20 protein-coding genes are annotated in these 25,863 nt (G+C 57.6%); 9 read left to right on the top strand and 11 right to left on the bottom strand.

The window, feature by feature from the left end; genetic code table 11:
- Positions 1-11: 11 nt before the first annotated feature.
- The 4 genes from AAE484_RS06915 to AAE484_RS06900 form a co-directional block, all read right to left on the bottom strand.
- A complete protein-coding gene (locus tag AAE484_RS06915; RefSeq protein ID WP_341937626.1) occupies positions 12-1,244 on the bottom strand; it encodes a hypothetical protein in 1,233 nt (410 codons plus the stop codon).
- 14 nt (positions 1,245-1,258) lie between these two features.
- Positions 1,259-2,080: an outer membrane lipoprotein-sorting protein gene (locus AAE484_RS06910; protein ID WP_341937625.1), complete on the bottom strand. Its 822-nt coding sequence runs from the start codon at positions 2,078-2,080 to the stop codon at positions 1,259-1,261.
- Positions 2,061-4,433 carry an efflux RND transporter permease subunit gene (locus AAE484_RS06905; protein WP_341937624.1) on the bottom strand — a complete coding sequence of 791 codons (2,373 nt, stop codon included), beginning with the start codon at positions 4,431-4,433 and terminating at the stop codon, positions 2,061-2,063. The genes AAE484_RS06910 and AAE484_RS06905 overlap by 20 nt, the downstream gene beginning before the upstream one ends.
- A gap of 117 nt (positions 4,434-4,550) precedes the next feature.
- A complete protein-coding gene (locus AAE484_RS06900) occupies positions 4,551-5,081 on the bottom strand; it encodes a redoxin domain-containing protein (protein ID WP_341937623.1) in 531 nt (176 codons plus the stop codon).
- A gap of 234 nt (positions 5,082-5,315) precedes the next feature.
- On the opposite strand from AAE484_RS06900, the gene AAE484_RS17465 reads away from it, so the two are divergent.
- From AAE484_RS17465 to AAE484_RS06890, 3 genes are all read left to right on the top strand, one after another.
- Positions 5,316-5,933: a TetR/AcrR family transcriptional regulator gene (locus AAE484_RS17465; RefSeq protein ID WP_445928835.1), complete on the top strand. Its 618-nt coding sequence runs from the start codon at positions 5,316-5,318 to the stop codon at positions 5,931-5,933.
- A 311-nt stretch (positions 5,934-6,244) separates the two neighbouring features.
- A complete protein-coding gene (locus AAE484_RS06895; RefSeq protein ID WP_341937622.1) occupies positions 6,245-6,784 on the top strand; it encodes a L,D-transpeptidase family protein in 540 nt (179 codons plus the stop codon).
- 129 nt (positions 6,785-6,913) lie between these two features.
- On the top strand, positions 6,914-8,077 hold the full coding sequence (locus tag AAE484_RS06890) for a hypothetical protein (RefSeq protein ID WP_341937621.1): 1,164 nt from the start codon (positions 6,914-6,916) through the stop codon (positions 8,075-8,077).
- 70 nt (positions 8,078-8,147) lie between these two features.
- Here AAE484_RS06890 and AAE484_RS06885 read toward each other — a convergent pair whose 3' ends face one another.
- Positions 8,148-9,782, bottom strand: a complete 1,635-nt coding sequence (locus AAE484_RS06885; protein WP_341937620.1) for a CHRD domain-containing protein — start codon at positions 9,780-9,782, stop codon at positions 8,148-8,150.
- A 314-nt stretch (positions 9,783-10,096) separates the two neighbouring features.
- Here AAE484_RS06885 and AAE484_RS06880 point away from each other — a divergent pair, with 314 nt between their 5' ends.
- The 3 genes from AAE484_RS06880 to AAE484_RS06870 all read left to right on the top strand — a co-directional run bounded on the left by AAE484_RS06880 (position 10,097) and on the right by AAE484_RS06870 (position 16,684).
- Entirely contained in the window at positions 10,097-10,723 is a 627-nt protein-coding gene (locus tag AAE484_RS06880) for a peroxiredoxin family protein (protein WP_341937619.1), read from the top strand.
- 367 nt (positions 10,724-11,090) lie between these two features.
- Complete coding sequence (locus AAE484_RS06875) at positions 11,091-13,856, top strand: family 43 glycosylhydrolase (RefSeq protein ID WP_341937618.1); 2,766 nt, start codon at positions 11,091-11,093, stop codon at positions 13,854-13,856.
- Positions 13,857-14,185: 329 nt separating this feature from the next.
- Complete coding sequence (locus tag AAE484_RS06870) at positions 14,186-16,684, top strand: RICIN domain-containing protein (RefSeq protein ID WP_341937617.1); 2,499 nt, start codon at positions 14,186-14,188, stop codon at positions 16,682-16,684.
- A 132-nt stretch (positions 16,685-16,816) separates the two neighbouring features.
- Here AAE484_RS06870 and AAE484_RS06865 read toward each other — a convergent pair whose 3' ends face one another.
- The gene (locus AAE484_RS06865; protein ID WP_341937616.1) at positions 16,817-19,231 is read right to left on the bottom strand and encodes a PVC-type heme-binding CxxCH protein; all 2,415 of its coding nucleotides are present in this window, start codon (positions 19,229-19,231) and stop codon (positions 16,817-16,819) included.
- A gap of 3 nt (positions 19,232-19,234) precedes the next feature.
- Positions 19,235-19,930, bottom strand: a complete 696-nt coding sequence (locus AAE484_RS06860; RefSeq protein ID WP_341937615.1) for a 3-keto-disaccharide hydrolase — start codon at positions 19,928-19,930, stop codon at positions 19,235-19,237.
- A gap of 399 nt (positions 19,931-20,329) precedes the next feature.
- On the opposite strand from AAE484_RS06860, the gene AAE484_RS06855 reads away from it, so the two are divergent.
- The 3 genes from AAE484_RS06855 (at position 20,330) to AAE484_RS06845 (ending at position 23,439) form a co-directional block, all read left to right on the top strand.
- Positions 20,330-21,418 carry an alpha/beta hydrolase gene (locus AAE484_RS06855; protein WP_341937614.1) on the top strand — a complete coding sequence of 363 codons (1,089 nt, stop codon included), beginning with the start codon at positions 20,330-20,332 and terminating at the stop codon, positions 21,416-21,418.
- Between the two features lie 159 nt (positions 21,419-21,577).
- Positions 21,578-22,396: a CDP-alcohol phosphatidyltransferase family protein gene (locus tag AAE484_RS06850; RefSeq protein ID WP_341937613.1), complete on the top strand. Its 819-nt coding sequence runs from the start codon at positions 21,578-21,580 to the stop codon at positions 22,394-22,396.
- Positions 22,397-22,425: 29 nt separating this feature from the next.
- Positions 22,426-23,439, top strand: coding sequence for a lysylphosphatidylglycerol synthase transmembrane domain-containing protein (locus AAE484_RS06845; protein ID WP_341937612.1), 1,014 nt, complete (start codon positions 22,426-22,428; stop codon positions 23,437-23,439).
- A 2-nt stretch (positions 23,440-23,441) separates the two neighbouring features.
- Here AAE484_RS06845 and AAE484_RS06840 read toward each other — a convergent pair whose 3' ends face one another.
- From AAE484_RS06840 to AAE484_RS06825, 4 genes are read right to left on the bottom strand one after another with little or no spacing between them, the layout of a single operon-like run.
- Positions 23,442-23,822 (bottom strand): 6-pyruvoyl trahydropterin synthase family protein, encoded by a 381-nt coding sequence (locus AAE484_RS06840; RefSeq protein ID WP_341937611.1) that lies wholly within the window; start codon positions 23,820-23,822, stop codon positions 23,442-23,444.
- A 16-nt stretch (positions 23,823-23,838) separates the two neighbouring features.
- The gene (locus tag AAE484_RS06835; RefSeq protein ID WP_341937610.1) at positions 23,839-24,876 is read right to left on the bottom strand and encodes a zinc-dependent alcohol dehydrogenase; all 1,038 of its coding nucleotides are present in this window, start codon (positions 24,874-24,876) and stop codon (positions 23,839-23,841) included.
- Positions 24,873-25,628, bottom strand: coding sequence for a RibD family protein (locus AAE484_RS06830; protein ID WP_341937609.1), 756 nt, complete (start codon positions 25,626-25,628; stop codon positions 24,873-24,875). The genes AAE484_RS06835 and AAE484_RS06830 overlap by 4 nt, the downstream gene beginning before the upstream one ends.
- 4 nt (positions 25,629-25,632) lie before the next feature.
- Positions 25,633-25,803, bottom strand: a complete 171-nt coding sequence (locus AAE484_RS06825; RefSeq protein ID WP_445928838.1) for a hypothetical protein — start codon at positions 25,801-25,803, stop codon at positions 25,633-25,635.
- Positions 25,804-25,863 lie beyond the last annotated feature (60 nt).

Here is a 25,863-nt window from a genome sequence, read left to right as displayed (position 1 = left end):
CTGAGTAAACATCAAAAGTATCGACGAAGATCCAACTGAATATAGTCATCTGCTCTAAAGGCGTAAATTGGGTCCTCTCTGCTAACATTGCTGAACACCCTTACCTCTGCTTCAAGAGACCAGCTGTCATTCAGCCTACGACTTCCTTCAAAAGAGAAAAAACGCGACCCGCTATCAAGGTCTACACTGACCAAGGCCAGCAATTCTGTACTTTTGAAGTCATTCAGCATCCACCGCGCCCCCAGAGCCAAATCGTTTTGATTGGCTGTTTCACGAATCCCCCTGCGATCGTCAAACTGGTACTCAAGTAAGACGCCAAGGTCCGAGGATGAACCACCGACCCCGAACAAACTGTATTCAAAGCCTCCTACCGCTGCAGTATTTCGTTGCGCTTCCTTTTCCTTCAAGCTGATGGCTTCCAACTTCCAGAGCCATGCCCCTTTGGTCATTTGCAAGTCAATCCCCGTCTGCTCTACGAGCGGATAATATGGCGTTAAAGCTACAACGTCCCCAGCGGAGCCAACCGGGAGCAGTATTGGATCTCTGGAGGTTCCGGAAAAATGAGAAGCACCCACGTCCCAGTCACCCAGCACTTTGCTCCAGCGCATTGCGAAGTCAATGTGGTCATCGCCCTCCTCCGCTTGATATTGCGCGCTGTCACCATCGACAACGACTGGCGTTCTGAGCCGCCCCTCCCTTCCGGGAAACGTCCTCTCCCGAAACCCCAAAAGAGCGTACAACTCGAGCGTCCCCCAGCTGCGCTGGGTCAGTGCGCTGATCATTGGCTGGCCGAGTTTATCCTCGCCATCAATGTTCTCCACCAGATCATCCTGGTTAATCACATCGACCAGATGCACGGATTCCGTGACGCCCCAAAATACCTGACGAGCCCCCAGGTATAGCTCTGCGCTATCGAACTGACGCCACCAATACAGCTGGCGTATATCAGCGTGGGTTCGCTCCTCATCGCTACTATCAGCCCGCGCAAAACCAGAAACGACTAGGCGCTGACGGTAGTCATCCCAGTCCCGAAAGTACTCAACGTCCGAGGCAACAGAGATAGACGCATCGGACTGATCGGGGTGGAGCGCCTCCTCGGGGAAGAGCCTGGTTTCCAGGCTCAAAAACCCCGTGAAATCACTTGCCAACGTGGGCGTAGCGGCGAGGCAGGTCAGCATCACCAGAATCGAGAAGGTCGGCCCAATGAAAAAGCTCTTAGCGGAAGAAGACATATCCTTTAACACGTTATACAGAGTCCTTACCTGGCCCGTCGCAAGCTATTCTTGTTGAAGTCCTGATCGGAAAACCCGTTATCGAACTGCCAATCGTTAAAATATAGGTCGGTGCTTTTTCCCGTCTGGTGATTGACCATTGCGAACTGTCGGGCCCTCCAGTACTCATCTAGGAATTGTTTGTAATCCGATGCTGAGAGCGTTTTCAGTAGGTCGCCTTTCCGATCGTAGAAGTCGATTTTCCAAACACGGTAGTGGTCCTTATCAAGCCATACCTCCTGACGGGAGTACCCGGATTTTGGGTCGACTGGCACACGCTCTATTACGAAGTGATCTCTCTCCTCCCAGACCTCATCCCGCAAGTACTTGTATGTGTACTTCTCAACCTCTTGGGAAGAAAGGTCTTCAAATGCAAACTCGCTTCCCATAAAAGGGCCGGATTTGTTACTTGAAGAAATACGTTTTACTCGCTTAAGTGCTGGAAGGTATAGCCATTGATCATCCGGCCCCGACTTGTGAGTAAACGATAGAAACGCGGTACCTTTTACATCTCGAGGGTTGTCGAATACGATTAGGGTTTTATCACCATCGTTCTCTTGTTCTAACGTTTTACTACGCATTCTTCGTTCTGTTTCCTCCCCATGCCGATTGCGAAGAACCATCTCCATGCTGTTTCTCGAATCGCCAAAGCCGGCATCACGCTTATCAGCCTCAACAGCGATCTCCAGACCTCTTTCTTGTGGTTGTGGGTCAACTGGTTCCGCGTGGGCGGCACCACTACAAAGGGCGCCGACAATCAGTACTGCCGAAAGAGTCGCTTGAAGTTTTTCAGGCAGGGTTATGTACATAATCTTCGTCCTCGCTATCGCTGATCAAAGTGGTTTCAGTATCCTGTTGTTCACGCCGATGGTCGAGCAACAACAATGAAGGAAGCAATGAAAATACGGCAACCAGCGCGAAGAAGATGGTAATCGCGGTCAAAATGGCCATATTCGCGTTCATTCCAAACGTCGATTGCGCAAGTACAGTAAAACCGGAAATAAGAATGATGGAAGTCACCAATATGGCAACACCTACGGAAGAGAATGCGTACCGAATGGCTCCTTCAATATCGAGGCTTCTCTCCCTGCGCGCACGCTGATATTTGCTAAGAAAGTGAACCGTGTCATCCACTACGATACCTAGCGCCATACCTGCCACCATTGACACTGCGACATTGACTTCGCCCACCAAAAGCCCCCACAGACCGAATGAAAGCCCTGCCGGTAGTAACGTGGGAATCAAGCTGAGCGCTCCCAACCGAACGCTTCTCAGTGCGATTGTAATCAGCAGTGCGATGACAATGACCGCAAGGAACGTTCCCAGCAACATGTTTTTAATATTTCGCTCTGCGATGTAGGCAAACATGATTGCTGGGCCAACACCATGCGCTTCTATCTCCGCGTTCTGTTCAAGCCACTGCGTTCCCCTCTCTGCAAACTCGCGCAGTTGTGCGGAAGGCATGTCCTTTAGGGTCACGACCAACTGAGTAGAAGATTTGCTGACATTCAGTTGATTGTTCAGGTCCAGGCCGTATGGAAGAGAGAGTTCATATAGCAGTAGATACTGCGCCGCCAGCTCTGGATTTTCGGGAAGGCGGTAGTACGCGGGGTCGTCGGCGTGCAGGTTTTTATTCAAACGCTGAAACGTGTCGCTAATCGTATTGACATGACGCACTTCAGGCTGTTGTCTCAACCAACTTGAAAAGCCATCTATCTTTTCGAGGAAATCCGGGTCACTGACACCGTTATTGGTGCCTGAGTCCAGTGAATACTGGACCTGATAGATACCCGATAAGTTGTCATTGATAAAGTCAGTATCTTGCCGAAACGACGTGGATTCATCGAAATAGGTGACAAAATTGTCATCCAGCGTATTCAACGGGATGAGGGCCAACAGTGTGACCGACACCAGCAGTACGGCCACCAACACTGGCCGGTGGCGAAGTACCACAAAGTCACCCAAGCGGTTGATAGCTCGATCGACAGCTGTTTCGCTTTTTTTATCACGCGCTTTCACTGGCAGGAAAGCCATCAACGCAGGCAGAAGCCCCACTGAGAAGAAGAACGCCGCCATCACACCTATAGCGGTTATATTTCCCAGATCTCGAAATGGAAGAGCGTCGCTGAAATTCATAGAAAGAAAGCCAACAGCCGTGGTCAAAGACGTCAGAAATACCGGCCCAAAATTGACCCGGACACTTTCCCTTAACGCCTCAATCTTTCCGAGCCCTTGCCGCATTCCACCGAACATGGTGACCAGGATATGGATTGAATCAGCAACCGCCAGGGTCATAATGATCGTCGTCGCCGCTGACGAGGGGGGAGTCAGCTGTATCCCAAGGTGGCCCGCCGCTCCCATGGCGGTTAGCGTAGAGAACACGATTACGGCTGTCGTTACTAAGGTGGCCGTCACTGAGCGAAGCAATAGGAAGGTAATCAGCAGGATGACAAGGTACATCATCGGCACCAGTGTACCCATGTCCTTCATAGACGATTCGAAAAACGCGTTGAACAACATGACCGTACCGGTCGCACGCACTTGTACACCGTATTTTTCTTCAATATCGGCTATCATTTCTCTAGCGGCGGTTACCGCCTCTGGCCCCGCGTCCATGGACTTCTCTGGAAGCTGGAAAGTCACGTTGACGCCAGCAATCGACCCTTCAGCGTTAACCAACTTTCCTGACAGCGCCGGCTCATTCAGCGCAACCTGTTTAACTCTGGCCAGATCCTCCTGCCTGAGGTTTTCGGCCCCCTCCACCAAGTCCTGCACGACCAGGTTGTCACCCTCCGCGTAGGTATGCTGGAAGTTTGTTAACGAGTCCACCCGTAAAGAATACGGCAACTGCCAGGATCGGGTCGTCAACTCCTCGACCGCCGCCAGTGAATTTGCTGAAAACGCGTCACCCTCAGCCGGTACCACGGCGAACAGAATGTTATCGACCTTGGTGTACGTTCGCTGAACCTGCTCGAATTCCTGAAGCTGGGGATTGTCTTCACTGAAAAAGACTTTGTAGTCGTTGTTCATTTGAAGGAATCGACCGCCAGATGCGGCCATGATTGTCAGAACCACTGACGCTATCAGCACCAGCCAGCGCCAGCGAATCACCCAGTCCGCGAAACGCCCGGCCCATTCATTTCTATCGTTTTTGGAGTGCATTCACCCTCTCCCTAAGATGTAGAAGTATCGATTGATGTTCAATTTCCTGACATATTTGCCAGAGTCTAAATTGCGCGAATCCTGACGAGCCTAGAACTCCCAGGATTAGGTGGATTTCTAATGAGTGCCCCGAATGGGGTAGTTATTGTCTGGATTGAGAATGAATTTCAGCCCCATCAACACTGAGGCTGGTTCCGGACGGGAAAAGGGAGCATTGGATATATCAATGATTTGCAGGTCGCCCTGAGCGTTAACGACGAACAATGCGGGCTCTGCATAAGGCCGGTCGGTTTCAGACGACGAAATAGGGCTGGAAATGTACACTCCCAACTCCCTCATTTGATTGACGCTCAAGTCGGACCCCACCTCAAAATCAGGGCCTACCTTTTCCATGTGGACCTTCGCTTTGTCTGCCGTATCGGCAGAAATGGCAACGACATCGACTCCAATTTGTCGGAACTCAGGGAGAAACTCATTCAATTTCGCCAGGTAACTTGTGCAAATGGGGCAGTGTTTGCCCCGATACACCACTATCAATCGACACTTGAAGGAGTTAGCAGGCGTCGGCAGGTGGATTTCTCCACCGCCCAGTTTCGCAACGGCAATATCCGGCAGTGCCTTCCCTGCCGCCAGTTTGGTAGAACTCACTGTCTTTCCTCCTGTCTAATTTTGTAACGATCGATATTTAATTAGATAAAGAAGAAAAGGTCAATAGTAATGGAGCGCATTCATTAAATTATCAACGTTTCAGAAATGACTTATTTATAGTATTTAAGCACCGCCACAAGGGTGTACAACGTGCTATAAAGTGCAAAAACTTGGTTTTATGTGACAAACAGTATAAAATTTACACAGTTGAAAATTTAACAGGATTTGTAACGAATGACACAAAAAAGAGCTGGTAGACCGCTCTCTTTCAACCGAAGTGAAGCGCTTTTGGCGTCAATGCATGTGTTTTGGGCGAAAGGCTACGAGGGAGCATCGATTAAAGATCTGACTTCTGCGATGGGAATTAATAGTCCAAGCCTATACGCCGCGTTTGGGGACAAGCACAGGCTTTATCTCGAGGCAATTGACTACTACGCCTCAAACGACGCTTGTGCGCCACTGGTTGTGTTTGAAACCGAACCTGATATTACTCAGGCCGTGCGTTCTTTCTTGAGGACCGTTATCGACTACAGCACCGAAAACGCCAGCGGAGTGAGGGGCTGCTTTCTGAGCTCGTGCGTTTCAACCAGCGCTGGGGAAGTGGAGGGTGCGCAAGAACGACTGCAAAACGCCATTGTGGATACTGACGCGCGAATTGCGAGACGGTTTGAACTCGAAAAGGCCCGGGGTGAGCTACCCGAGGATCTTCCCTCCCTGGAGCGGGCGAGACTGATGCTAGACCTTCGGCAAGGTTATGTGTTTCGGTGTCGCGCCGGGTTAGATCCCGATAGCATGAGAGCCGACATTGAGTTCAGGGTACAGATGATCTTGGCTCCGCCGTGTAAAGGGTAAGGGCCTTGAGTTTTTGAACGATGCGATTACCTGGGCTCTGCCGCAACCCCAAACCGTATCAACCATCCCTCAATGGCGCGCATGCTCTGTGCGAGCCCGCATGAAGTGATCCAAGGCTACGATGCTAGCGCCGTTCTTAGTGGGTTCAATAGTTTGGGAATATAAACAGGAGGATCAATGTTTACTCAAAAGGATATAAAGGACTATTTGGCGATTGAAAATGAAGTCAGAGAAAAACGAAGAAGGCAGCTCTGGCATTCCCTGAATTTCGGCATTAAACTGTCCGTAAAGTGTGCTGATCGAGCCAGTCAATGAATTTGCAAGCCCTCTACCGCCAGCCCCTGTCAGGGGGCCACCGTACCGGGATGCCGGTCCTAAATATTATCACTGCTCTACTCTTGGCGTTTCTCGCGAGTACTGCCAATGCGGATATCGATCTGGTGAAGGTCGACAAGTCAGAAAGGAGAATGTACCTCATTGCTGACAATGAAGTGGTAAGAGCCTATCGTATCGCCCTTGGCGGCAACCCCAAGGGGCACAAGCAGCAGGAGGGGGACCAGCGAACGCCGGAGGGCGAATACACCCTGGACTACACGAAAGAAGACTCCGCCTTCTACCGAGCCATGCATATCAGTTACCCCAATGAGTTCGATACGGCGAACGCCCTGCAGAACGGGGTCTCGCCGGGCGGATTCATCATGGTGCACGGCCAGCGCGAGGGGTTGGGGTTGAGGCCGTCCATTGTCCAGAAGTTCGACTGGACCGATGGCTGCATCGCGCTCACCAACCCGGAAATGGACGAGTTCATGAGCCTGGTCGAGGTTGGCACTAAAATCAGCATTGAGTGGTAACGCGCGGTTTGTGTCAGCTAGCGATCCGCTTTGGCTCCCGGGTCCTCTCTCGCTTGAGAATACACCGTCAATTTTCGATCAGACACTAATGCCAGGTGGCACCCAATATTGAAACGAAGGGACTATCTTATGAAAACACTACTCATCCCCTGCCTCGCCCTCTTGCTGACGGCCTGCGCAACGACTGACTCCAACAGAGACCGCTCAGGATCGGCTGAACCGGACCTTCCGGCCATCAGCATTTTCTACTCCGAGTTAAGCGATGAGCTCAGGGAAGACTGCAAGGCGCATAAGGACCAGTCCGTCTGGAACAGCTGTGAAGAGAATCAATACGATATCAATGCGTTCGCCAATGCGTTGAACGATAGCGGTCGGTTTGAAGGCGTGAGTTACGGCCAGGTGCAGGCTGACTATCAGGTTCTTGTATCATCCGCCCGGAAGGTTCAGGAGGATGCGAAGGGGCTGGCCAACGCGATTGTGTCCGGCGCCAGCCTGACACTGATACCGCTACACTTCGACATGACGCTCAGTGCCGAGTTTGTCGTGCTCTGGCGCGGGGAGGTCGTTGATCAGTTTTCACACGAGTTTTCGGCCACCCAGTCCGCATCAATCATCAAGAAAGTTGAGCCAATCCCGGAGTTTGTTGCCCGCCTGCTGGCCGAGCGCCTGATGCAGGACATTGATCAGCATAATCCATTTACCCCGGAGCGATTGGCCGAGGCATTGAAATCCAGTGACTACTCGCAGCTGGACGTCCCTGAAGAGCTGGCGAACTACCGGCAAATAGATCAGTACCGGTACCGCGATCCCTTTATGGGCAACATGATCAGCTTCAACCACAACCAGTTCGCGTTTGACCGGATTGATGTCTTTGTCTACCCGATCCGCTCCACAGATTGGAGCGACTCCCGGCAGGTCATAGAATCCGAGATGGAGAATATACGGGCCGAGATCCAGCACATGGAGAAGGAGGGTTACATCAAGGATATTGAACTGAATGCCTCCCGGGCCTCTCCCTGGGACTCCGGACAGGAAGAGCCCATGGTGGGCTTTATGGACGGGCATTATTCCAACAGCCAGTCAGAGCGTGTCTATACCGCCACTTACACTTTTGTCAAAGAAGACAAGTTTGTGAAAGTCCGGGCTTCATTCCCCATCACTGATGAAGGCTCCGACATGCAGGCGCCCGACGATTTTGTGCAGGCACTGCTGGCGTCAGTCTCCGTGCCGGAAGAGTCACTGTTTATGGCGCGCGTCAGGAAGATGCATCGAGAGAGCTCGATGAATGATTGATGGGTTAGTGAAGGGTGGCTCGGCCGGGCGCCGCTTGTTGCGCCCGGCCTCTGGCTAGCCAATTGCCCGACTAATAGGTAATCTGGCCGCGAATTTCGCCATCGGGGTGGCTTGGGGAGTGGACATTGACGTAGTGCCCGGCTTCCATGAGTTCGGCCAGGGTGGGCTCGTCGAGTGAGATATCTCCTGGCAGGCGCCAGACCGAGGCGTCGATACCGTCCTGCTCCAGTCCCAGCAGAATATCGCCATTCACTCCGGCCGCGCCGGTGTGGATGTGGGCCGCCGAGGCGGTGTCCAGGTTGCGGGTGTTGACCACCATCGTCAGGTCACCCAATTCGGTATTCAGCAGCGCGTAACCATCGCCTTCGGCCTCGGTCTCGACCGGCGGCACTTCCTGAGCTCCACTCAACGCAAAGGTGAGTACATCCCAGGGGCCCGATACAATCTGGCCGCGGATTTCGCCATCCGGGTACTCATCCGAGTGCATATTCAGATAGTGGCCCCCGGAGAGCAGCAATGCCTGGGTCTCGGCTTCCATCCCGGTATTCACCGGTATTTGCCAGAGTCCGACCTGCTCCGTGTTCTCTTCCAGGCCGATCGCCACATCACCGTTCTCGCCGATGCCGGCCTCGTGAATATGAGCGGCGGTGGCTTGCATATTCATCGACCAGGCATTCAGGCGCAGACCACCGGTCTCGGTATTGATGGTGGCATAGCCGGCTCCGCTCGCGCTGGACTCAACGCGGGGCACTTCCTGGCCCGGGGACAGGTCGAACAGGAGCAGCTCGTACCCCTCCGGCAGGATCTGCCCACGAATCTCGCCATCCGGGTTGGCCTCGGTGTGAATGTTGACGTAAAGGTTGGCCATGTAGAGGGCCAGCACTTCATCCGAGCCGAGGATGGTCTCTTCGGGCACTTGCCAGACACCCTCATCGTCAGGGCTCACTTCCCACCCGGCGACGATGTCACCATTGAGGCCGGCTTCGGCGAGGTGAATGTGGGCGGCGGTGGCGGTGAGGTTCCACACCCAGGTGTTGAGCGTCAGCATGCCATTGCTGCTGTCATACAGCAGGTAGCCCTGTCCGTAGCCATCGGTCTCTACCGGCGGCACTTCCTGCTCGCCGGACAGGGTAAAGGCGTGGACAGTCTGGGTGTCGGTCAGGATCTGCCCGCGAATCTCTCCGTCCGGATAGCGCTCGGTATGGACGTTGACGTACCACTGGCCGGCAATCAGCGCCTCATACTGAGCCTGGGTAACGGCTTCTCCCTCAATCTTCCAGACACCGTCTTCGTCAGCATCGCTAAAGCCGAACGTCACCGGCCCGTTGCTGCCCACCTCGCCCGTGTGAATATGGGCGGCATTGACACCTGAGACGTCATTGAGGTCCATCTCGGCGGTGACCAGACCATCGGTTTCGTTGATGGTAACGCTGGCCATGGCCGACTGGTCGGTCTGGACCATGGGGACTGACTGCTCGCCCTCGAGCCACACTTCGAAGCCTCGCAGCTCGGGCTCGGAGTCGGAGGACGCCGAGGAGGAATCGCTGCTGCTACTGCTACTGGCCGTCGCAGTACTGCTGCTATTGCTGCTGTTATTACCGCCATTGCTGCCACCGCCGCTGTCGCAGCCGACCAGACCAGTGAAGACCAGGAGTACCAGCCAGTGCAGTGGCTTGAGCCCGCGATGTTGTTTGGAGGTTTTCATAGAGAATCCTTGGTTGGTGGCTCTTTTGTGCGTCACCAATCATCCCCCAGTTGGCGCGTATTATCTGTGCGCAAGCGTACAGAGTCTTGCAAAGCATCTAAAAGCACCGATGACAAGTGCCATCTTCACACAGGCATCAATCATCGTTTGGGGCAGGTCCATCGCGACCCCGATACCGGCAATCTGACACTGGAGGAAGAAGGCAGGGAGTGAGACCCAACTCCGAGTGTTGAATCCAAATCGCTTGATGTTACGTACAGTCAGTAAGGTTCTCTATCAGTTCGTTCATCAATAAGCACAAGAGGGGAAGCCAGATGCGATTAAATGCGCCCTGCCAGGGTATCGATTTTCGTGGCAAAGATGTCTTTGGCAACCGATTTCAGCTCAGTGATCATATTGGGAAGCGGGTGATGTTGTCTTTCTTTCGCGACGCGGGCTGTCCTTTCTGCAATTTTCGGCTGTATGAACTGACGCACAACTACCAGCTGTGGAAAGAACACAACCTGGAGATTGTGGCCGTTTTCAGTGATACCCCCGAACAGGTTCGGCGCTTTGTTGCCAAGCACCCCCGACCGTTTACCATGCTCGCCGACCCCAACCTGAAGGTGTACAACTACTATGGCATTGAGCATTCCACCTCGGCTTTGTTCAAGGCAATGATGTTCAAGCTCCCGCGCATTATCAAGGGCATCACCAAGGGCGGGCGCCCCAGCAATAACCCTCATGTACGCATCGTGCCCGCCGATTTTTTGCTGGCCGAAGACGGCCGCATAGAGCATATTTGGTATGGCCGCGATGTCAGCGATCACATCCCGCTGGAAACCGTCAGGCGTTTTATCGATGAGGGAAGAGCGAGCGGGCGAAACGCAACATCGCGAAACGCTCGGGGGCGCGATACTCGCCAACACGCCCATCCGACGGGACACTCAAAGATTGGGTAGCAACGACGGCCACGGAATAGCGCCACGATACCCAATGTGGAAGCAACGCTGTGGGCCCGGTTTTGCTCAAAGCGGACGACTGAATATTTCAAATGTGAATAACAATAACGAACAATGATTTCAAACACATCTATATGTAATCGGTGACACTTCAAGCCTCAATCTTGCCATCTAATAGTAATATATTACTATTGAAGTGACACTGAAAAATAATTGCGTCGGTTACCCATAAAATCCAAATGGGCACCTAACAATAATTTTCCTGCGACAACACGTTTTCGGGAATACGCATCGGCACGGCTGCCACCCGACATCCACTTCGTTTGGCGCCCACCCTGAAAACCCATAAAAATTAGGACGTTTACCTATGAGACTCTCCAAGCAACGCATTCTCGCCGTGCTACTACTGCTCGGTGGCTACTTCCTACCCCTCAGCGTTCACGCAATCAATTTGTATCACGAAGATCAGATGCACGACCCCTCCTCGATCGAGGAGGACAACGGCGTTTACTGGACGTTTGGCACCGGCGAAGGCATCGCAGCCAAGCGCTCAACCGACCTGGTGAGCTGGGAGATTGCCGAGCCGGTGTTCCCCGGCGGCAACTGGCCGGCGTGGATCGACGAGCAGTCACCCAACTTTGACGGCACTTTCTGGGCGCCGGATCTGATTCAATTCGAGGGCCAGTACTGGCTGTACTACACCGTGCCCTGCGGGACCACAGGCTGTAATACCACCGCCATTGGCGTTGCCTCGACTCCCTCGCTGAACGATCCGAACTGGACCGATCACGGCATGGTGGTCTCCGACGATACCGAACCCTTGACCGACGCCGGCGAGAAAATCGGTTCCATCGATGCGGGCCTGCTCAAGGATGCCAACGGCGGCATCTGGATGGCCTACGGCACCCACTTTGGTGGCATCCACCTGCGCCCCATCGACCCGGCCACCGGCAAGCGGCTCAACGAAGACCGCTGGGGCATTATAGGCAACAACGGCGAGTGGAACGAATTCGAAGCCGCGGCGGTGGAGTATATCAATGGCTACTATTACGCCTTTGCCACCCTCGGTGCCTGTTGCGACGGCAAAGACAGCAGCTACCACATTGTTATGGGCCGCTCCACCAACCCCACCGGCCCCTACCTGGATAAAAATGGCCGGGATATGTGGGACTACGGCGGCACCCCCGTACTGGTTACCGAGGGCAACAAGTTGGCGCCAGGGCACTACGGCTATTTCAACCACTATGGCCAAAACATTGTGTCGCTGCACTACTACGACGGCACCACCGAAAGCGGTTGGCCCGCGCGGGTCGACTTGCGGGAAATGTCGTTCGACGCCGATGGCTGGCCCGTCTTTACCCAGGATTTCACCATCGCCGGCGCCGGTGCGCCCACCCCGGTGAACGCCAACCTCGCCGATGGCGGCACCTACACCATTACCGCGAAACACAGTGGCAAGCCGCTTGAAACCCGCAGCACCCGCGGCAGCTGCACCGCACTGAGCGACGGCAATAACGTGGCCCAGGCCTCGGACGATGGTTCCGCCTGCCAGCAGTGGGTCGTACGCCGGGCGCGCGACAAAAACGGCAACGCCACCGATTACACCCAACACTACTGGACCCTTCACCCGGCGGGCGATCCCGGTTTCGCCATGGATAATGTCAATTTCGCGATCCAGGATGGCAACAACATTCAGATCTGGAGTGCGGCCAGCGTTGAAGCGCAACAGTTCCGTCTGGTAGATCAGGGCAACGGCTACTATGAAATTCTCAACCGCGCCAGCAGCAAGCCGATGAATGTCGCTGATAGCTCCACCGCCGATGGCGCCAATGTCGAACAGTGGCGATCCCAGGGCTGGGACAGTCAGCAGTTTGTATTCACCCAGGTGAGCGGCGGAGACACCACGGCCCCGGCAGCGCCCACAGAGTTGAGCGCGACGGCCGGCGACGGTGAAATTCGCCTGGACTGGGCCGACAACAGCGAAGCGGACATGGGCAGCTACAACGTCTATCGCTCGGCCACCAGTGGCAGCGGCTACGCGCTGGTGGAAACCGGCATCGAGGAAAGCCGCTATGTCGATCGCAAGCTCACCAACGGAACCCCCTACTACTACGTGGTCAAAGCCGCCGACAGTGGCTACAACCTCTCGGCCAGCAGCAGTGAAACCTCGGCCACGCCGCAGGCGCTGGGCCCGCGCCTGATTGCACACTACGAGTTTGAGGGCAATGCCGACGACACCCTTGGCTTCCACCACGGCTCAACGGTCGGTTCCCCCGCCTATACAACGGGCCGTATTGGCCAGGCCATTGATCTGGATGGCACCGATGACGTCGTCAACCTGAGCCCCGAGGCGCCCCACCTGACCGACATCACCATTGCCACCTGGGTGCACTGGGACGGCGGCATGGACTGGCAGCGTGTTTTTGATTTCGGCCACGATGTCGACCGCTACTTCATGATGACGCCGAGCTCCAGCAGCGGCACTCTGCGCTTTGGCATTACCCTGCACGGTCCGGCCGAGGAGCAGATTGTGGAGACCTCCGCGCTGCCCACCGGCCAGTGGGTACACCTGGCCATAACGCTGGGTGACGACACCGCCCGGCTTTACGTCGACGGTGTGGAAGTGGCCAGCAACCACTCGGTGACCAACGACCCGGTGGACATCCTCCCGGTCGACAACCAGGTTGGGCAAAGCCAGTTTGATGACCCCCTGCTCGACGGCCGACTCGATGATTTGCGTATTTACAACTACGCCCTGAGCTCAACCGAAGTTGCGGCTCTGCACAGCGGCGACAGTGACGGTGGCGGTGACACGGGTGATGCGACCACTATGTCTGCAGACAGCATTGTCCTATCGACAGTCAGTTCCGGCAAAGGCAACAAGCGGGGCCAGGCTGTGGTGACCGTCCTCGACAATACTGGATCTGCGGTAGAGGGCGCCACGGTTACCGGCACCTTCAGCGGGGGCTTTAGCGAAACCGCCTCGGCTGACGCCGATGCCAATGGGCAGGCCACTCTGACTACAACGGGCACGAAAAAAGGCAATGTCAGCTTCTCCTTTTGTGTGGATGACATTGCCGGCGCTTTGACCTACGACTCGAACCAGAATGTGGCCACCTGCAGCTCACTCTGATTAGTGAGGAAAGAAACAAAGCCTTCAAAGGGGCGGGATTCATCCCGCCCCATTTTTTAGTTTATAGACACGCGCAACGAGAAGAGGGTTGGCTTTCCATTCTTTTTGTATTATATTAATACTATTCGCGAAGCAGCCTATTTATTGCGCTTGGCGCCCATAAAAACACACCAGAAGTTGATCTCTACCACCGCCCGCTCCCGGAAATAATAATTGGGGAACCATTCATGCGCTTCTTAAAACAGACAACATTCGCCGTGCTAGTACTGTGCGGTGGCCTTCTCCTTCCCGCCAGTGCTCTGGCAATCAATTTGTATCACGAGGATCAGATGCATGATCCCTCTTCAATTGAGGAAGACAACGGCGTTTACTGGACCTTTGGCACCGGCGAGGGCATCGCCGCCAAATGGTCAACCGACCTGATCAGCTGGCAGATTGCCGAGCCCGTTTTCCCCAATGGCAACTGGCCCGAGTGGATTGATGAACAGACGCCCGGCTTCGACGGCACTTTCTGGGCGCCGGACCTGATTCAGTTTGAAGGCCAGTACTGGCTGTATTACACCGTGCCCTGCGGGAGCAACTGTAATACCACCGCCATTGGTGTCGCCTCCACCCCGTCGCTCAATGATCCGGACTGGACCGATCACGGCCTGGTCGTCTCTGATGACACGGAGCCGCGCACGGCAGCTGGCGAGATCATCGGCAGCATTGATGCAGGCCTGTTCAAAGACGCCAACGGCGATATCTGGATGGCCTACGGCACCCACTTTGGCGGCATTCACCTGCGCCAGATCGACCCGACGACGGGCAAGCGGCTCAACGAGGACCGGTGGGGCATTATCGGCAACAATGGGCGCTGGAATGAGTTCGAAGCGGCGGCGATCGAATACATCAATGGCTATTACTACGCCTTCGCCACCCTGGGCGCCTGTTGCGCCGGCAAGGACAGCAGCTACCACATTGTCATGGGCCGTTCCACCAGCCCGACCGGTCCCTACCTGGATAAAAACGGAAAGGATATGTGGAGCTATGGCGGCACGCCCGTGCTTGTGACGGAAGGCAACAAGCTGGCACCGGGCCACTACGGTTACTTCGACAACAACGGCCAGGACCTGGTGTCGGTGCACTACTACGACGGCACCACTGAGAGCGGCTGGCCCGCGCGCGTGGATTTACTGGAAATGTCGTTTGATGACGATGACTGGCCCGTGCTCACAAGGGATTTCACCATCGCCGGTGCCGAGGCGCCGACCCCGGTTGATGCCAACCTTGAAGACGGCGGTACCTACACCATCACGGCCAAACACAGCGGCCTGCCACTTGAGACCCGTGGCAGCGACGGCAGCTGCACAGCGTTGAGCAACGGCAACAATGTTCAGCAAGCCACAGACGATGGTTCGGCCTGCCAGCAGTGGGTGGTGCGCCGGGCGCGTGACAAAAACGGCAATGCCACCGACTACACCCAACACTACTGGACCCTTCACCCGGCCGGCAGCACCGGCTTCTCCATGGACAATGCCAATTTCGGAATTCGCGATGGCAACAACATCCTGATCTGGAGCTCGGCCAGTGTCGAGGCACAGCAGTTCCGCCTGGTGGATAAGGGCAACGGCTACTATGAAATCCTGAACCGGGCGAGCAGCAAACCACTGAATGTCGAAGACGGCTCAACGGCGGACGGTGCCAATGTCGAACAGTGGCGTTCGGACGGCCGGGACAGTCAGCAATTTGTTTTCACCCAGATCGAGGGGGGCGACACCACGGCCCCGGCCGCTCCGACCGAGGTGAGCGCCATTGCGGGTGACAGCGCGATCCGCCTGGACTGGGCCGACAACAGTGAATCCGACATGGGCAGCTACAACGTCTACCGCACGACCACCAGCGGCAGCGACTACACCCTGATCCAGAGCGGCATTGCCGAGAGTCGCTATGTCGATAGAAAGCTGACGAACGGCACACCCTATTACTATGTCGTGCAGGCAGCGGATAGCGGTTACAACCTCTCTACTGACAGCAGTGAGGTTTCGGCCACACCGCAGGCCCTGGGCCCACGGCTGATCGCACACTACGAGTTTGAAGGCAGTGCCGAGGACAGTATCGGCTTTCACCACGGCTCGACGGTCGGATCGCCCAGCTATACCGAGGGCCGCATTGGGCAGGCCATCGAGCTGGATGGCACCGATGATCTGGTGAACCTGAGCCCGGAGGCACCTCACCTGACCGACATGACCATCGCTACCTGGGTGCGCTGGGAAGGAGGTGCGAACTCGCAGCGTATTTTTGATTTCGGCCACGATGTCGATCGCTACTTCATGCTGACCCCAAGCTCCACCAGCGGCACCCTGCGCTTTGCGATCACACTGCACGGTACCGCCGAGCAGCAGATTGTCGAGACATCGAAACTGCCCACGGGCCAGTGGGTTCACGTGGCCATAACGCTCGGTGATGACACCGCTACCCTCTACGTGAATGGTGAGGAGGCTGCGGTCAACGACTCGGTCACCAACAATCCGGTGGGCATCCTTCCGGTCGACAACCAGGTCGGGCAGAGTCAATTTGAAAGCGACCCGATGTTCAACGGCCGTCTGGATGATCTGCGCATTTACAACTATGCGCTGGATTCAACGGAGATCGCGGACCTGTGCGGCGACTGTGACAGTATCGATAGCGGTAGTGACAATGACGATGGCAGTGACGATGGCAGCAGCGATGCGCCTGGTGGTGACGCCAACGGTGGCGGTGGTGGCGGTACGATCCACTGGCTGATCCTGATGGCTCTGGCTGGCTTGGTGTTTGCCCGCTCTTTCAGAGTGAGCGTTCAACGCTAAATCCTCTCAGCAGCAGCGGCTGTATCGCAACAATGCGGTCGGCCGCTCGCTCAAGCCTCGCGGAACTCCACATAAGACCCCAGCGTACCTCTGGTGCGGCGCCTCCCTGGATGATGGAATTCCGTTTACCGGCTAGCGGTCCTGCTCCGGCGATTGAAAGTCTTCTGCGGTGTAGGGTTCTGAACGGGCTTCGGTGGCTTCGCGTACGGCCGTAATGGTGCTCTCTTTCAAGGCACCGCCGGAGTCTTCCGCATTACCCCAGCTGTTACGGATGTAGGTCGCCACCGCCGCCAGGTCCTCGTCCGATATATCCTGTCGGGCGGCAAAGCCGGGCATCACCGCCGGGGTATCCCACACAAAGGGCCCCACCTGGATTGGTCCGGAAAGCCCGTGCAGCAGGACTCTGGCCAGTCGCTGAGAGTCTTTCACCCATTGGGTTTCCCAGAGAGTCGGCGCGACGCCGGTCTGGCCGTTACCATGACGGCCGTGGCAGGAAGCGCAGGCGGCCTCGCCGTTGAACAGTTGCTTGCCCCGGTCATAGAGCGCCTGGCGATCGGAGGACAGCTGCGCACGGTTGCTCTCTTCCTCTTGGCGCTTGCCCAGGTTGTTCAGCAGGTATTCGGTTTCCTCATCGAGTTCACCGTCTTCGAGGCTGGCGATAAAGGCATCGGCCTCCTGCCCCAGGCCACTGATGACCGCTTCGCGCCCGTAGGGCTGGTGGCGGTGGTGTTTGAGCACATGGCGGGAGATGTCGAGTCCGCCTTCAATGGCCGAGACCGAAACGGCGGCCTGCAGTGCACGGGGATAGCCCGATCTGGCCATTTTCATCAACTGCTTCCGGTACGCTTTGTGGTCGGCTTTGGGCAGGGCTTCGCCCACAGCAGCGGCGGTTATGGCAATCCAGTCATTGTCGTGGCGGAGGTAACGGCGCACGGTCGCCAGATCGATGGCATCGAGCCCCCGTAGCGTCCAGAGGCCGTTGATGATCGCGAAGGGGCGCTCACTGTTGCGAATTTCACGTTTGACCGCGCGGATGATCTCGGGGCCCGCCTCCCCCTGGACCAACAATCGTCTGGCTGTGTCTCTTTGCCAGGCATTGTCATGACCGAGCAAGGACACCCACTGGAGCGGGGAGAGTTGAGTCAGATCCGGCACATCGGCCGCCGGCGTTTCCTGCCAGCGCAGGCGGTAAATGCGCCCCATGGTGTTGTTGTTCTCATCCAGCTCGCGGTCCTTGATCTGGGCGGCCAGGTAGCTGGTCAAAAATTCCCGGTGCTGCAGAATGCCGTGGTACATATCCACCACGTACAGACTGCCATCCGGTGCGTTATGAAGGTTGACCGGCCGGAAGCGTTCGTCGGTAGACGTCAGCAGTTCCTGCCCGGGAAACAGGGCTTCCCCACTGAGTTGCCCCTCGCCTTCGATAATACGCCGGGCAGTCACGAGGTTGGCGGCGGGCTCCGGCGTCAGAGCCATACCGTAATAGGGTTGCGGGAAGTTATCCCCCCGGTAGACCAGGCTGCCACTGGCAGCGGTAAAGTTAACCAGCTTCCCCCGGTCGGGGCCCTCGGGGACCAGGACGCCTTCCATATAGCCCCGGTTGACGCCGGGGTTCATCCGGGCCGGATAGACCCTGTGCCCGCCGATGGCATGCGCGGTCGCGTCGGGCCAGAAACCGGGGTTGCGGGCCAATGCATTCGGTAACAGGTACTCGCCATGGACGGGAGAGCTGTTGCCGTTGTGGTACAGGCGGCCGTAGTCATCCATGCTCAGCCCCCACTGGCCCCGATATTCCGTCCCGGCTCTGACCAGTTTCCAGTGCCGGTTGCGGTAGATTTCTTCCGCGCCTGTGGGCACCGCTGATTCATGGGGCAGCACCTGGTATCGGGTATCGCTTCGGGCGTTGTAGTACCAGTTGTCCAGCCCGTAAAGCATGGTATTGGTTTTGTGCTCCACACTGCCGCCCCGGGCGTAATCAGGGTCCACCACTTCGTGAAGGCCCGGGGTCAGACGCCCGTCTTCATTCTGGACTTCGGCGAAGTAGAGGGACGTCTGATCCGCATAGAAAATACCGCCCTCCACGATGGACACGGTGCGTGGCAAGACGATCTCGCTGATAAAGACGGTCCGCTCATCCAACTCGCCGTCGCCATCGGTATCGGCCAGCACGGCGATATTGCCTCTGGGCTGCATTTCGCCGGTGCCCTGGACATCCGGCATATAGGTGGTCATTTCGGCCACCCATATCCGCCCCCGGGCGTCAAAAGCCAGCGCTACCGGATTGAAGACATTGGGCTCGGCGGCCACCGGTTCAACCACAAACCCGGGCTGTACCTGAAAACGCTTGAGGGCCTGTTCTACCGAGAGGACCGGTGCCGAGGGAATGTCACGCTTGGGGATCACATCGCGCATTTCATGCCCTTCGCGGTCCCCTTTGAACTCGGGCTCGGCGGCCTCGTTGGAGTCGGGTGATTCTGAGGCCGAAACCGGCACAAGACTGACGCAGAGCAGAGTCAGCCCCGCCCGTAGAAGATTGACGAACGACATGGTTTACAGCTCTTCGATGGTGATAGCACGGAACTTGACGGTGTTGGCGGTACTGCCGTCCCGGGCAAAGGCCTTACTGCCATGGTGTTGTATGCCAATGTGGCCTTCGCTGAAGCGGGTGTCGGTTACATGGGTGGTCAGCACCTCGTTCACCCAGATCTTGAGCTCCGGGCCCACCGCGCGGATACGGTAGTGATTCCACTCACCCCCACGAAACGCCTCGGACTTCTCTGACGTCCACTCGGGGGAGTGATTGTGCTGGAAGTGCTCGCCCGGCTCGGAGCGCTCCGGGTGCAGGGGGAACAGCCACTGACGCGACGTGCCCTGCTCGTACAGGCCGCCACTCCAGCGCCGGTCAGAGGGGTCCACCTCGGCCTGATAGCCGTAGGCGTAATAACTCTCAATGTCTTCCTCATAGGCGATCTGACCGCGGAACATGATGCCGGAGTTCACGTACTCGTCCAGCTCGGGGACCTTCACCTCCAGCGTCAACTCGAAATCCCGGTACCGCCTTTTGGTCAGGTAGAACCAGTTGCCGGTTGAAAGCAGGTGGAGTTCACTTCCGATCCGATGGGCCTCACCAAAAGAGGTGACATTCATCCAGAGGTTGGCGTCGGCCGAGAGTTCGGTCTTGTCGGCCAGCGCATGGCCCGAAAACAGTGAGCTGGCCAGAACAGCCAGGCAGAGCAGTTGGCGCATGAGGGGGGTCCTTATCGTTATTTCTGTATTCACTGCGCACCGGAGGGCGCTGTCAGTGCGGAAACACCAGGCACCCCGGGGCAAGCCCAAATCTTATCATATAAATAATGAAAACCAATGTGAACGCACAATGTGCCCGGGCCCTGCTATCCAACACGTCGCTTTGAAAGATGGGGAATCCCACTGCAAAGGTAAATGCTGTCAAGTATTCTTACACCTTCAACTAACGTTTTTCATTCCGCCCAAAAATATTTTTGTGAATCAATCAGTTATTTTTTCGGCACCTTTTTTGCTGCTTTCCTCCCGATAAACCCGGGCTCGTCGCAGCCCTCGCACCACAAACAATGGAAAGTCGCCGCTATCGGTCGCCGAAGGGAAGCCGTAAAGAGGGTGAACGCCATGTACGTCGTGACCAATCGTATTGTCGACGAAAGCAAAACGGGCGAAGTGGAGGCCTTTGGCAAAACCCCCGCCGAGGGGCCCAACAATCTGCGGTTGGTCGAGGTCACCCGAAAGGGACAGAAAAGGCACATCCATGTTCTTCCGGATGTAATCACGCCTGATATGGCCGACAGTGTGGGGCTGCCCCCGGATGGAAACTATTTCGCCAGCGAGTATGTGGCGCGCAGGCTCCTGGAGCGTTGCGCCGGTCGCCCGGCCGGTGCCAGATCATCCACGAAGGGCAAGAATATTCTGCTGTTTGTTCACGGCTTCAACAATGATATGACGGCGGTGCTGGACCGGGCCGAACAGCTGGAAACCCAGTATGGCGTCGAGGTGGTCTGCTTCAGCTGGCCGGCCAACGGCGGGGGGCTGCACGGAGTGCTGAGCTACCGGAACGATAAGCGCGATGCGGCGGCCTCCATCGGCGCACTGGATCGGGTGCTGGAGAAGATGGAGCTGTTACTCCATGCCTTCCACGACCTGTTTGTTGCCGACCTGGAAGCCAGAGCTGAAAAGAAGTTCGCGGATGACGCCGAGGCCTGGGACCGATACTTCGCCCAGGCCGTTCGCAAACGCTGCCCCTTCACCATCAATCTGATGCTGCACAGCATGGGCAACTATCTGTTCAAGCGCTTGCTCACCAGCTCCATTTACAGCGCCGACCACCTGTTGTTTGACAATGTGGTAATGGTGGCCGCCGATACCAACAACGAGGGCCATGCAGACTGGGTGGATAATATTCAAAGCCGCGGACGCGTGTACATCACCATCAATGAGCGGGACTCGGCACTCAAGGCCTCCCGCCTGAAAATGGGCGAGCTGCAGAAGGCGAGGCTCGGCCACTATGGACGCAAGCTGGATTCCCGAGTCGCCACCTATGTGGATTTTACCGGTCAGCCCCATGTCGGGGATTCTCATGCGTACTTTGAGGGCGGCGCGCTCGCCAATAAAAAAGTGGAGGCGTTTTTCAATGCGGTACTGAACGGGGAGATATGGGATAAACCGTCCCGGTTCGATCCTGCCAGAAACATCTTCCGACTGTAGGTCAATCGCCGAGCGGGAGTGGCATTCTTGCTCACCAGTAGTCTTGGGGCGCACGCGGGTCGTATACTCACGCCACATGTCATTCAGCCTGAGACACTATGATCGCAAGTCGTCACCAGACAACCCATACCCGTCGTCAGCCTTTCGCCCGGCTCGCCCATGTCCGCCACTACTGAAGCGCCCGGGGCGTGGCCGCGCGATAAAGTACCGCGCAAGCTGAAGCGCGAACTGCGCTGGGTGGCGGTGCTGGGCACGAGCCTGCTGGCCGCCATGGCCCTGGTTCTGTCAGTGCTCGAGGGGCCGGCCGCTGCCCTGCCCTGGCTGCTGGCCGGTCTGGTCGGCTGGGGCTTTGTGCTCTGGCAGTGTCACAAGCGGCTATACCTGAACCGTCGCAGCCTCGATGACACCGGCTATGCCACGCTGGGCCATGGCAACCGCATTACCCTGCTGCGTGGCCTGCTGATCGCCGCGACCGCCGGTTTTCTGGCCATTGCTCATATCGAGTTACAGGCGTGGCTGCTCTATGTTCCGGCCGCGCTTTACACGGCGGCGGCGCTGGGGGACGGGCTGGACGGTTACATGGCGCGACGCCAGCAACAGACAACCCGGCTGGGCATGGAGCTGGATACCGGACTCGATGCTTTCGGTCTGGTCATCGCCCCGCTGCTCGCGGTGCTCTATGGCAAACTCCAGGTCAGCTACCTTCTGGTGAGCATCGCCTACTACCTGTTTCAGTGGGGAATTTACTGGCGACAGTCGCACGGTAATCCGGTCCACCCATTGCCGCCCAGCTCCCTGCGGCGCTACCTGGCGGGCCTGCAGATGGCGCTGGTAGCCCTGGCGCTCTGGCCGCCCCTGCCGGCCGAATTGACCCGCAATCTGGGGTTTGCCCTGATGATTCCGCTACTGGTCGGTTTCTGTCGTGACTGGCTGCATGTCAGCGGCCGACTCGGCGCGGGCCGGGAGTCTTCCCTTTGATCCGCCCGAACCGCAGGATCCGAAACGGCGTGACGCTGGGTCTCTGGCTGCTGGCGCTGGCACTGGCCGGCTGGACCCTCAGGCAAATGCCGTTGAACAATATGGCCACCCAGCTCGGGCTGCTCTCCTGGGACAACTGGCTGCTCTGGTCTCTGGTCAATGTCGTCATTCTGTATCTGGCGGTCAAACGCTGGCAGTTGCTGGGGCAGGCACTGCGGACGCCTCTGTCGCTGCCCCTGTTGTTCCGGCTACGCCAGGCGGGCAGTGCCGTGAGCTTTCTGACGCCCGGCCCGCATTTCGGGGGCGAGCCCCTGCAGCTGTACTGGCTCAAACGCGATGGCGGCACGCCCCTGCACCGGGCCGTTGCCGTGCTGGGGCTGGACCGGTTCATGGAGACCGGCACCAATATCGCGGTGCTCTTGGCCGGGGTGCTGATACTGGCGGGCACCGCCATCCTGCCCGTGCAGGACTGGCTTCAGGTATCCGCGACCCTGGCCGGTGTACTCGGCGTCATGCTGGTGGCGGTGGTGCTGATACTGCGGCACCCGGAGTGGCTGGCCAATCGCTTCCGCCCGCTGGCCCGACGCTGGCGGACCCGGTCGGAAAACGTGCCCGATGAAACATCCGGTGAGCCCGAGAAGAGTGGCTGGCAGGCGCTGGTGGATGTACTGCGGGGTGGTCTGGCCCGGCACCGGCCCCGCCTGTGGTTGGCGCTGTTGTTGTCATTGGTGGGCTGGGGCGCGTTACTGCTGGAGTTGGTGGTGCTGCTGCGCTTTCTCGGTCTGTCCCCGTCACCGACCGAGGTGATCCTGATCATGGTGGGCATGCGCCTGGCAATGCTGCTGCCGGTGCCCGGGGGCATCGGCACCATCGAGGCGTCGTTGCTGTGGTCTTTTCAGTTTCTCGGGCTGCCGGTGAGTGCCGCCGTCGGTCTGATCGCGCTGATGCGTCTGCGCGATGCCCTGGTGTTGCTGATTGGCCTGGGCTGTCTGTGGAGCTTTCACCAACCGCGGCTTCAACGCGCCCCGCTTTCGAGCGAATGACCTCAGCCGAATGACTGGCGATAGGACGCCCAGCAGGTCGCATTTTCCCAGAGCTTCACGGTCAACGCCCCGGTGCCCGGCGGAGTGATGCCGGCCATGAGCTTCTCGTTCAGGATCCGGCTGAAATGCTCCAGGCTCGGGTTGAGGCCGGAGAATTCCGGTTTGTCGTTCAGCATGCTGTCGCGGAAGTAAGTCACCACGTCTTTCAACGCCGCCTCGATTTCCATGATGTCCACCAGGTAGCCGTGCTCGTTGAGGGTGTCACTCTCGATCTGGACTTCCAGCACATAGTGGTGGGCGTGAGGGCTGTTCTCGTCGCCCCAATCCCCGCCGATGAGGTAGTGGTTGGCGATAAAATCCTGACTGACGGCAACGGTATACATAGGCTTCCTGTTGTGATTAATCCGGGTAATGAAACAGTGACTGCACGATGTCCGAAGGCGCTTCATGCAGTTGCTGGTAGAGCGCTCCGGCCTCCTGCAGCGGCACGGTGTGGGTGATGAGCTGTGTCGGATCGAGGCGGCGGATCATGTCCCAGGCCACACCGAACCGGCGCTGTTTGTCCCAGCGCCCGCCCAGGGCCGGCGCCAGGGTGCTGACCTGGCTGGTGATCAGTTGCAGGCGGTTGCGATGGGCCTCACCGCCCAGATCCAGTGAAACGGGTTTGCTGCCATACCAGCTGCCGATGACGATGCGGCTGGCATAGCCGCTCAGGCCGATGGCCAGGTTGAGCGCTTCCGGATGGCCACTCACCTCGTAAATCAGGTCGGCGTCGGCCAGACTCGCGGTCGCATGCCCGGCGCCATCGGTTGCCTCGCCCGGACTGAACAGTGAATGCACCCCCATCGCGCGAGCCAGCGTCTGGCGCTGAGACAGCCCTTCCACCGCCTTCAATGAGGCCAGCGGATGCTGCGCCAGCACTCCGGACAACAGCAGACCGACCACCCCCTGGCCCAGTACCACCACCCGCTCGCCGAGCAGGGGGTGACCGTCCTGCACCAGATTGACGGCGGTTTCCATATTGGGCAGGAAAACGGCGGCCTGGGAGGAAACGTCGTCGGGTACCGCAATCAACTGCTCCGGGCGGGCGATAAAATGGCTGGCGTGAGGCTGGAAGGAAAACACCCGCTGGCCCTGCCAGGCGGGGTCGACGCCCTCGCCCAGCTGCTGCACCTCACCGACACAGGCATAGCCAAACGGCACGGGGTACTGGGAGGATTCCTGCAGGGATTCCAGAGTCGTGTCCAGCGCCATGTCATTGGGCAGCTGGCCCCGGTAGAGCAGCAGTTCGGTGCCCGCACTCACGGCGGAATAGAGGCTTCGTACCCGGACTTCGCCGGGCCCCGGCACGGCCAGGGGGACCTCCCGTACCTCCACTTCAAACGGAGCGGTGAACCAGAGTTGCGAGGCGGTCTCGGGGCTCGTCGTCTCGGTCATGCCCCGGCTCCGGCGTCTTCGCTATAGCTGAGCTTGCCCCACACGATCAGCTCGTCCCCCAGCTGGCGGCTGTGCAGCGGCGCGATGTGCGGAAACACTCTCGTGCCTGGCTCCTCCAGTCGGCCAATGGCGTTGTAGCCGCCGATGAACACCGGGGCCACGGTCAACACCACGGCATCGGCCAGACCGGCGCGCAGGAAAGCGGTGATCACCGAGGCACCGCCCTCGACCATGAGGCTGCGGATACCGCGCTCATGCAACGCCTGGAGCCCCTCGCGCAGGTTGACATGGCCTTCATCGTCGCCGGACACCACAATCGCCTCGCAATCGCTGCGATTGGCGGCGGTCTGCTCGGTGGTGAGCACCCAGCAGCAACGCTCGCCGCCCTGACACAGGCGGCTCGAAGTCGGCATGCGCAGGTGGCTGTCCAGGACGATGGGCTGGGGATCTCTCCCGGTCCATTTGCGTACGGTGAGGCGCGGATCGTCGGCCAGGACCGTGCCGATCCCGACCAGGATGCCGTCGTGGAGGCTGCGCAGCTGATGGGTCATCTGCATGCCGGTATCGCTGCTGAGCGCCACGGTTTTGCCCGGATCGGTGGTGATGCTGCCATCCCAGCTCTGGGCGTAGCTGAGGGTCACATGAGGTCGTGTCCGGTCAGTGGTTCCGGAGCCGCTGTGGCCGTTGTGGCCACTGAGAAAGTCGCGCTGTTCACTGACCAGCCATTGTTCGATGTCTTGATGGAGGTTCATGGGTTCACTGATTGCTGGCCGGCTTGAGTGGCAGTAGATGATCCATACGCTGCGCCTTTGTCAAAAGGTAATCGGCATTGTCGGTATTGGCGTCCACCGTATCAAAGCCCTGATCCTGAAGGTTATAGGCCCGCTGCCTTTCCGGCAACCCGATGCCCCGCCCTCCCCGGCTCAGGTATGGACATTACACCTTCAGAATGCTGTTATGCCAACTCACCGTATGTCCGGGCCATAA

Origin of the sequence: Marinimicrobium sp. C2-29, from assembly GCF_038419845.1 — a bacterium.
Classification (GTDB): domain Bacteria; phylum Pseudomonadota; class Gammaproteobacteria; order Pseudomonadales; family Cellvibrionaceae; genus Marinimicrobium.
The sequence above is the reverse complement of the archived record's forward strand: the minus strand, read 5'-3'. Positions and strand labels throughout refer to the sequence as shown.

Bases quoted from the DNA above. Each gene is read 5' to 3' on its own strand.
- AAE484_RS06910 (WP_341937625.1), bottom strand. From the start codon at position 2,080: ATGTACATAACCCTGCCTGAAAAACTTCAAGCGACTCTTTCGGCAGTA.
- AAE484_RS06905 (WP_341937624.1), bottom strand. From the start codon at position 4,433: ATGCACTCCAAAAACGATAGAAATGAATGGGCCGGGCGTTTCGCGGAC.
- AAE484_RS17465 (WP_445928835.1), top strand. From the start codon at position 5,316: ATGACACAAAAAAGAGCTGGTAGACCGCTCTCTTTCAACCGAAGTGAA.
- AAE484_RS06895 (WP_341937622.1), top strand. From the start codon at position 6,245: ATGAATTTGCAAGCCCTCTACCGCCAGCCCCTGTCAGGGGGCCACCGT.
- AAE484_RS06890 (WP_341937621.1), top strand. From the start codon at position 6,914: ATGAAAACACTACTCATCCCCTGCCTCGCCCTCTTGCTGACGGCCTGC.
- AAE484_RS06885 (WP_341937620.1), bottom strand. From the start codon at position 9,782: ATGAAAACCTCCAAACAACATCGCGGGCTCAAGCCACTGCACTGGCTG.
- AAE484_RS06880 (WP_341937619.1), top strand. From the start codon at position 10,097: ATGCGATTAAATGCGCCCTGCCAGGGTATCGATTTTCGTGGCAAAGAT.
- AAE484_RS06875 (WP_341937618.1), top strand. From the start codon at position 11,091: ATGAGACTCTCCAAGCAACGCATTCTCGCCGTGCTACTACTGCTCGGT.
- AAE484_RS06870 (WP_341937617.1), top strand. From the start codon at position 14,186: ATGCATGATCCCTCTTCAATTGAGGAAGACAACGGCGTTTACTGGACC.
- AAE484_RS06865 (WP_341937616.1), bottom strand. From the start codon at position 19,231: ATGTCGTTCGTCAATCTTCTACGGGCGGGGCTGACTCTGCTCTGCGTC.
- AAE484_RS06860 (WP_341937615.1), bottom strand. From the start codon at position 19,930: ATGCGCCAACTGCTCTGCCTGGCTGTTCTGGCCAGCTCACTGTTTTCG.
- AAE484_RS06855 (WP_341937614.1), top strand. From the start codon at position 20,330: ATGTACGTCGTGACCAATCGTATTGTCGACGAAAGCAAAACGGGCGAA.
- AAE484_RS06850 (WP_341937613.1), top strand. From the start codon at position 21,578: ATGTCCGCCACTACTGAAGCGCCCGGGGCGTGGCCGCGCGATAAAGTA.
- AAE484_RS06840 (WP_341937611.1), bottom strand. From the start codon at position 23,822: ATGTATACCGTTGCCGTCAGTCAGGATTTTATCGCCAACCACTACCTC.
- AAE484_RS06835 (WP_341937610.1), bottom strand. From the start codon at position 24,876: ATGACCGAGACGACGAGCCCCGAGACCGCCTCGCAACTCTGGTTCACC.
- AAE484_RS06830 (WP_341937609.1), bottom strand. From the start codon at position 25,628: ATGAACCTCCATCAAGACATCGAACAATGGCTGGTCAGTGAACAGCGC.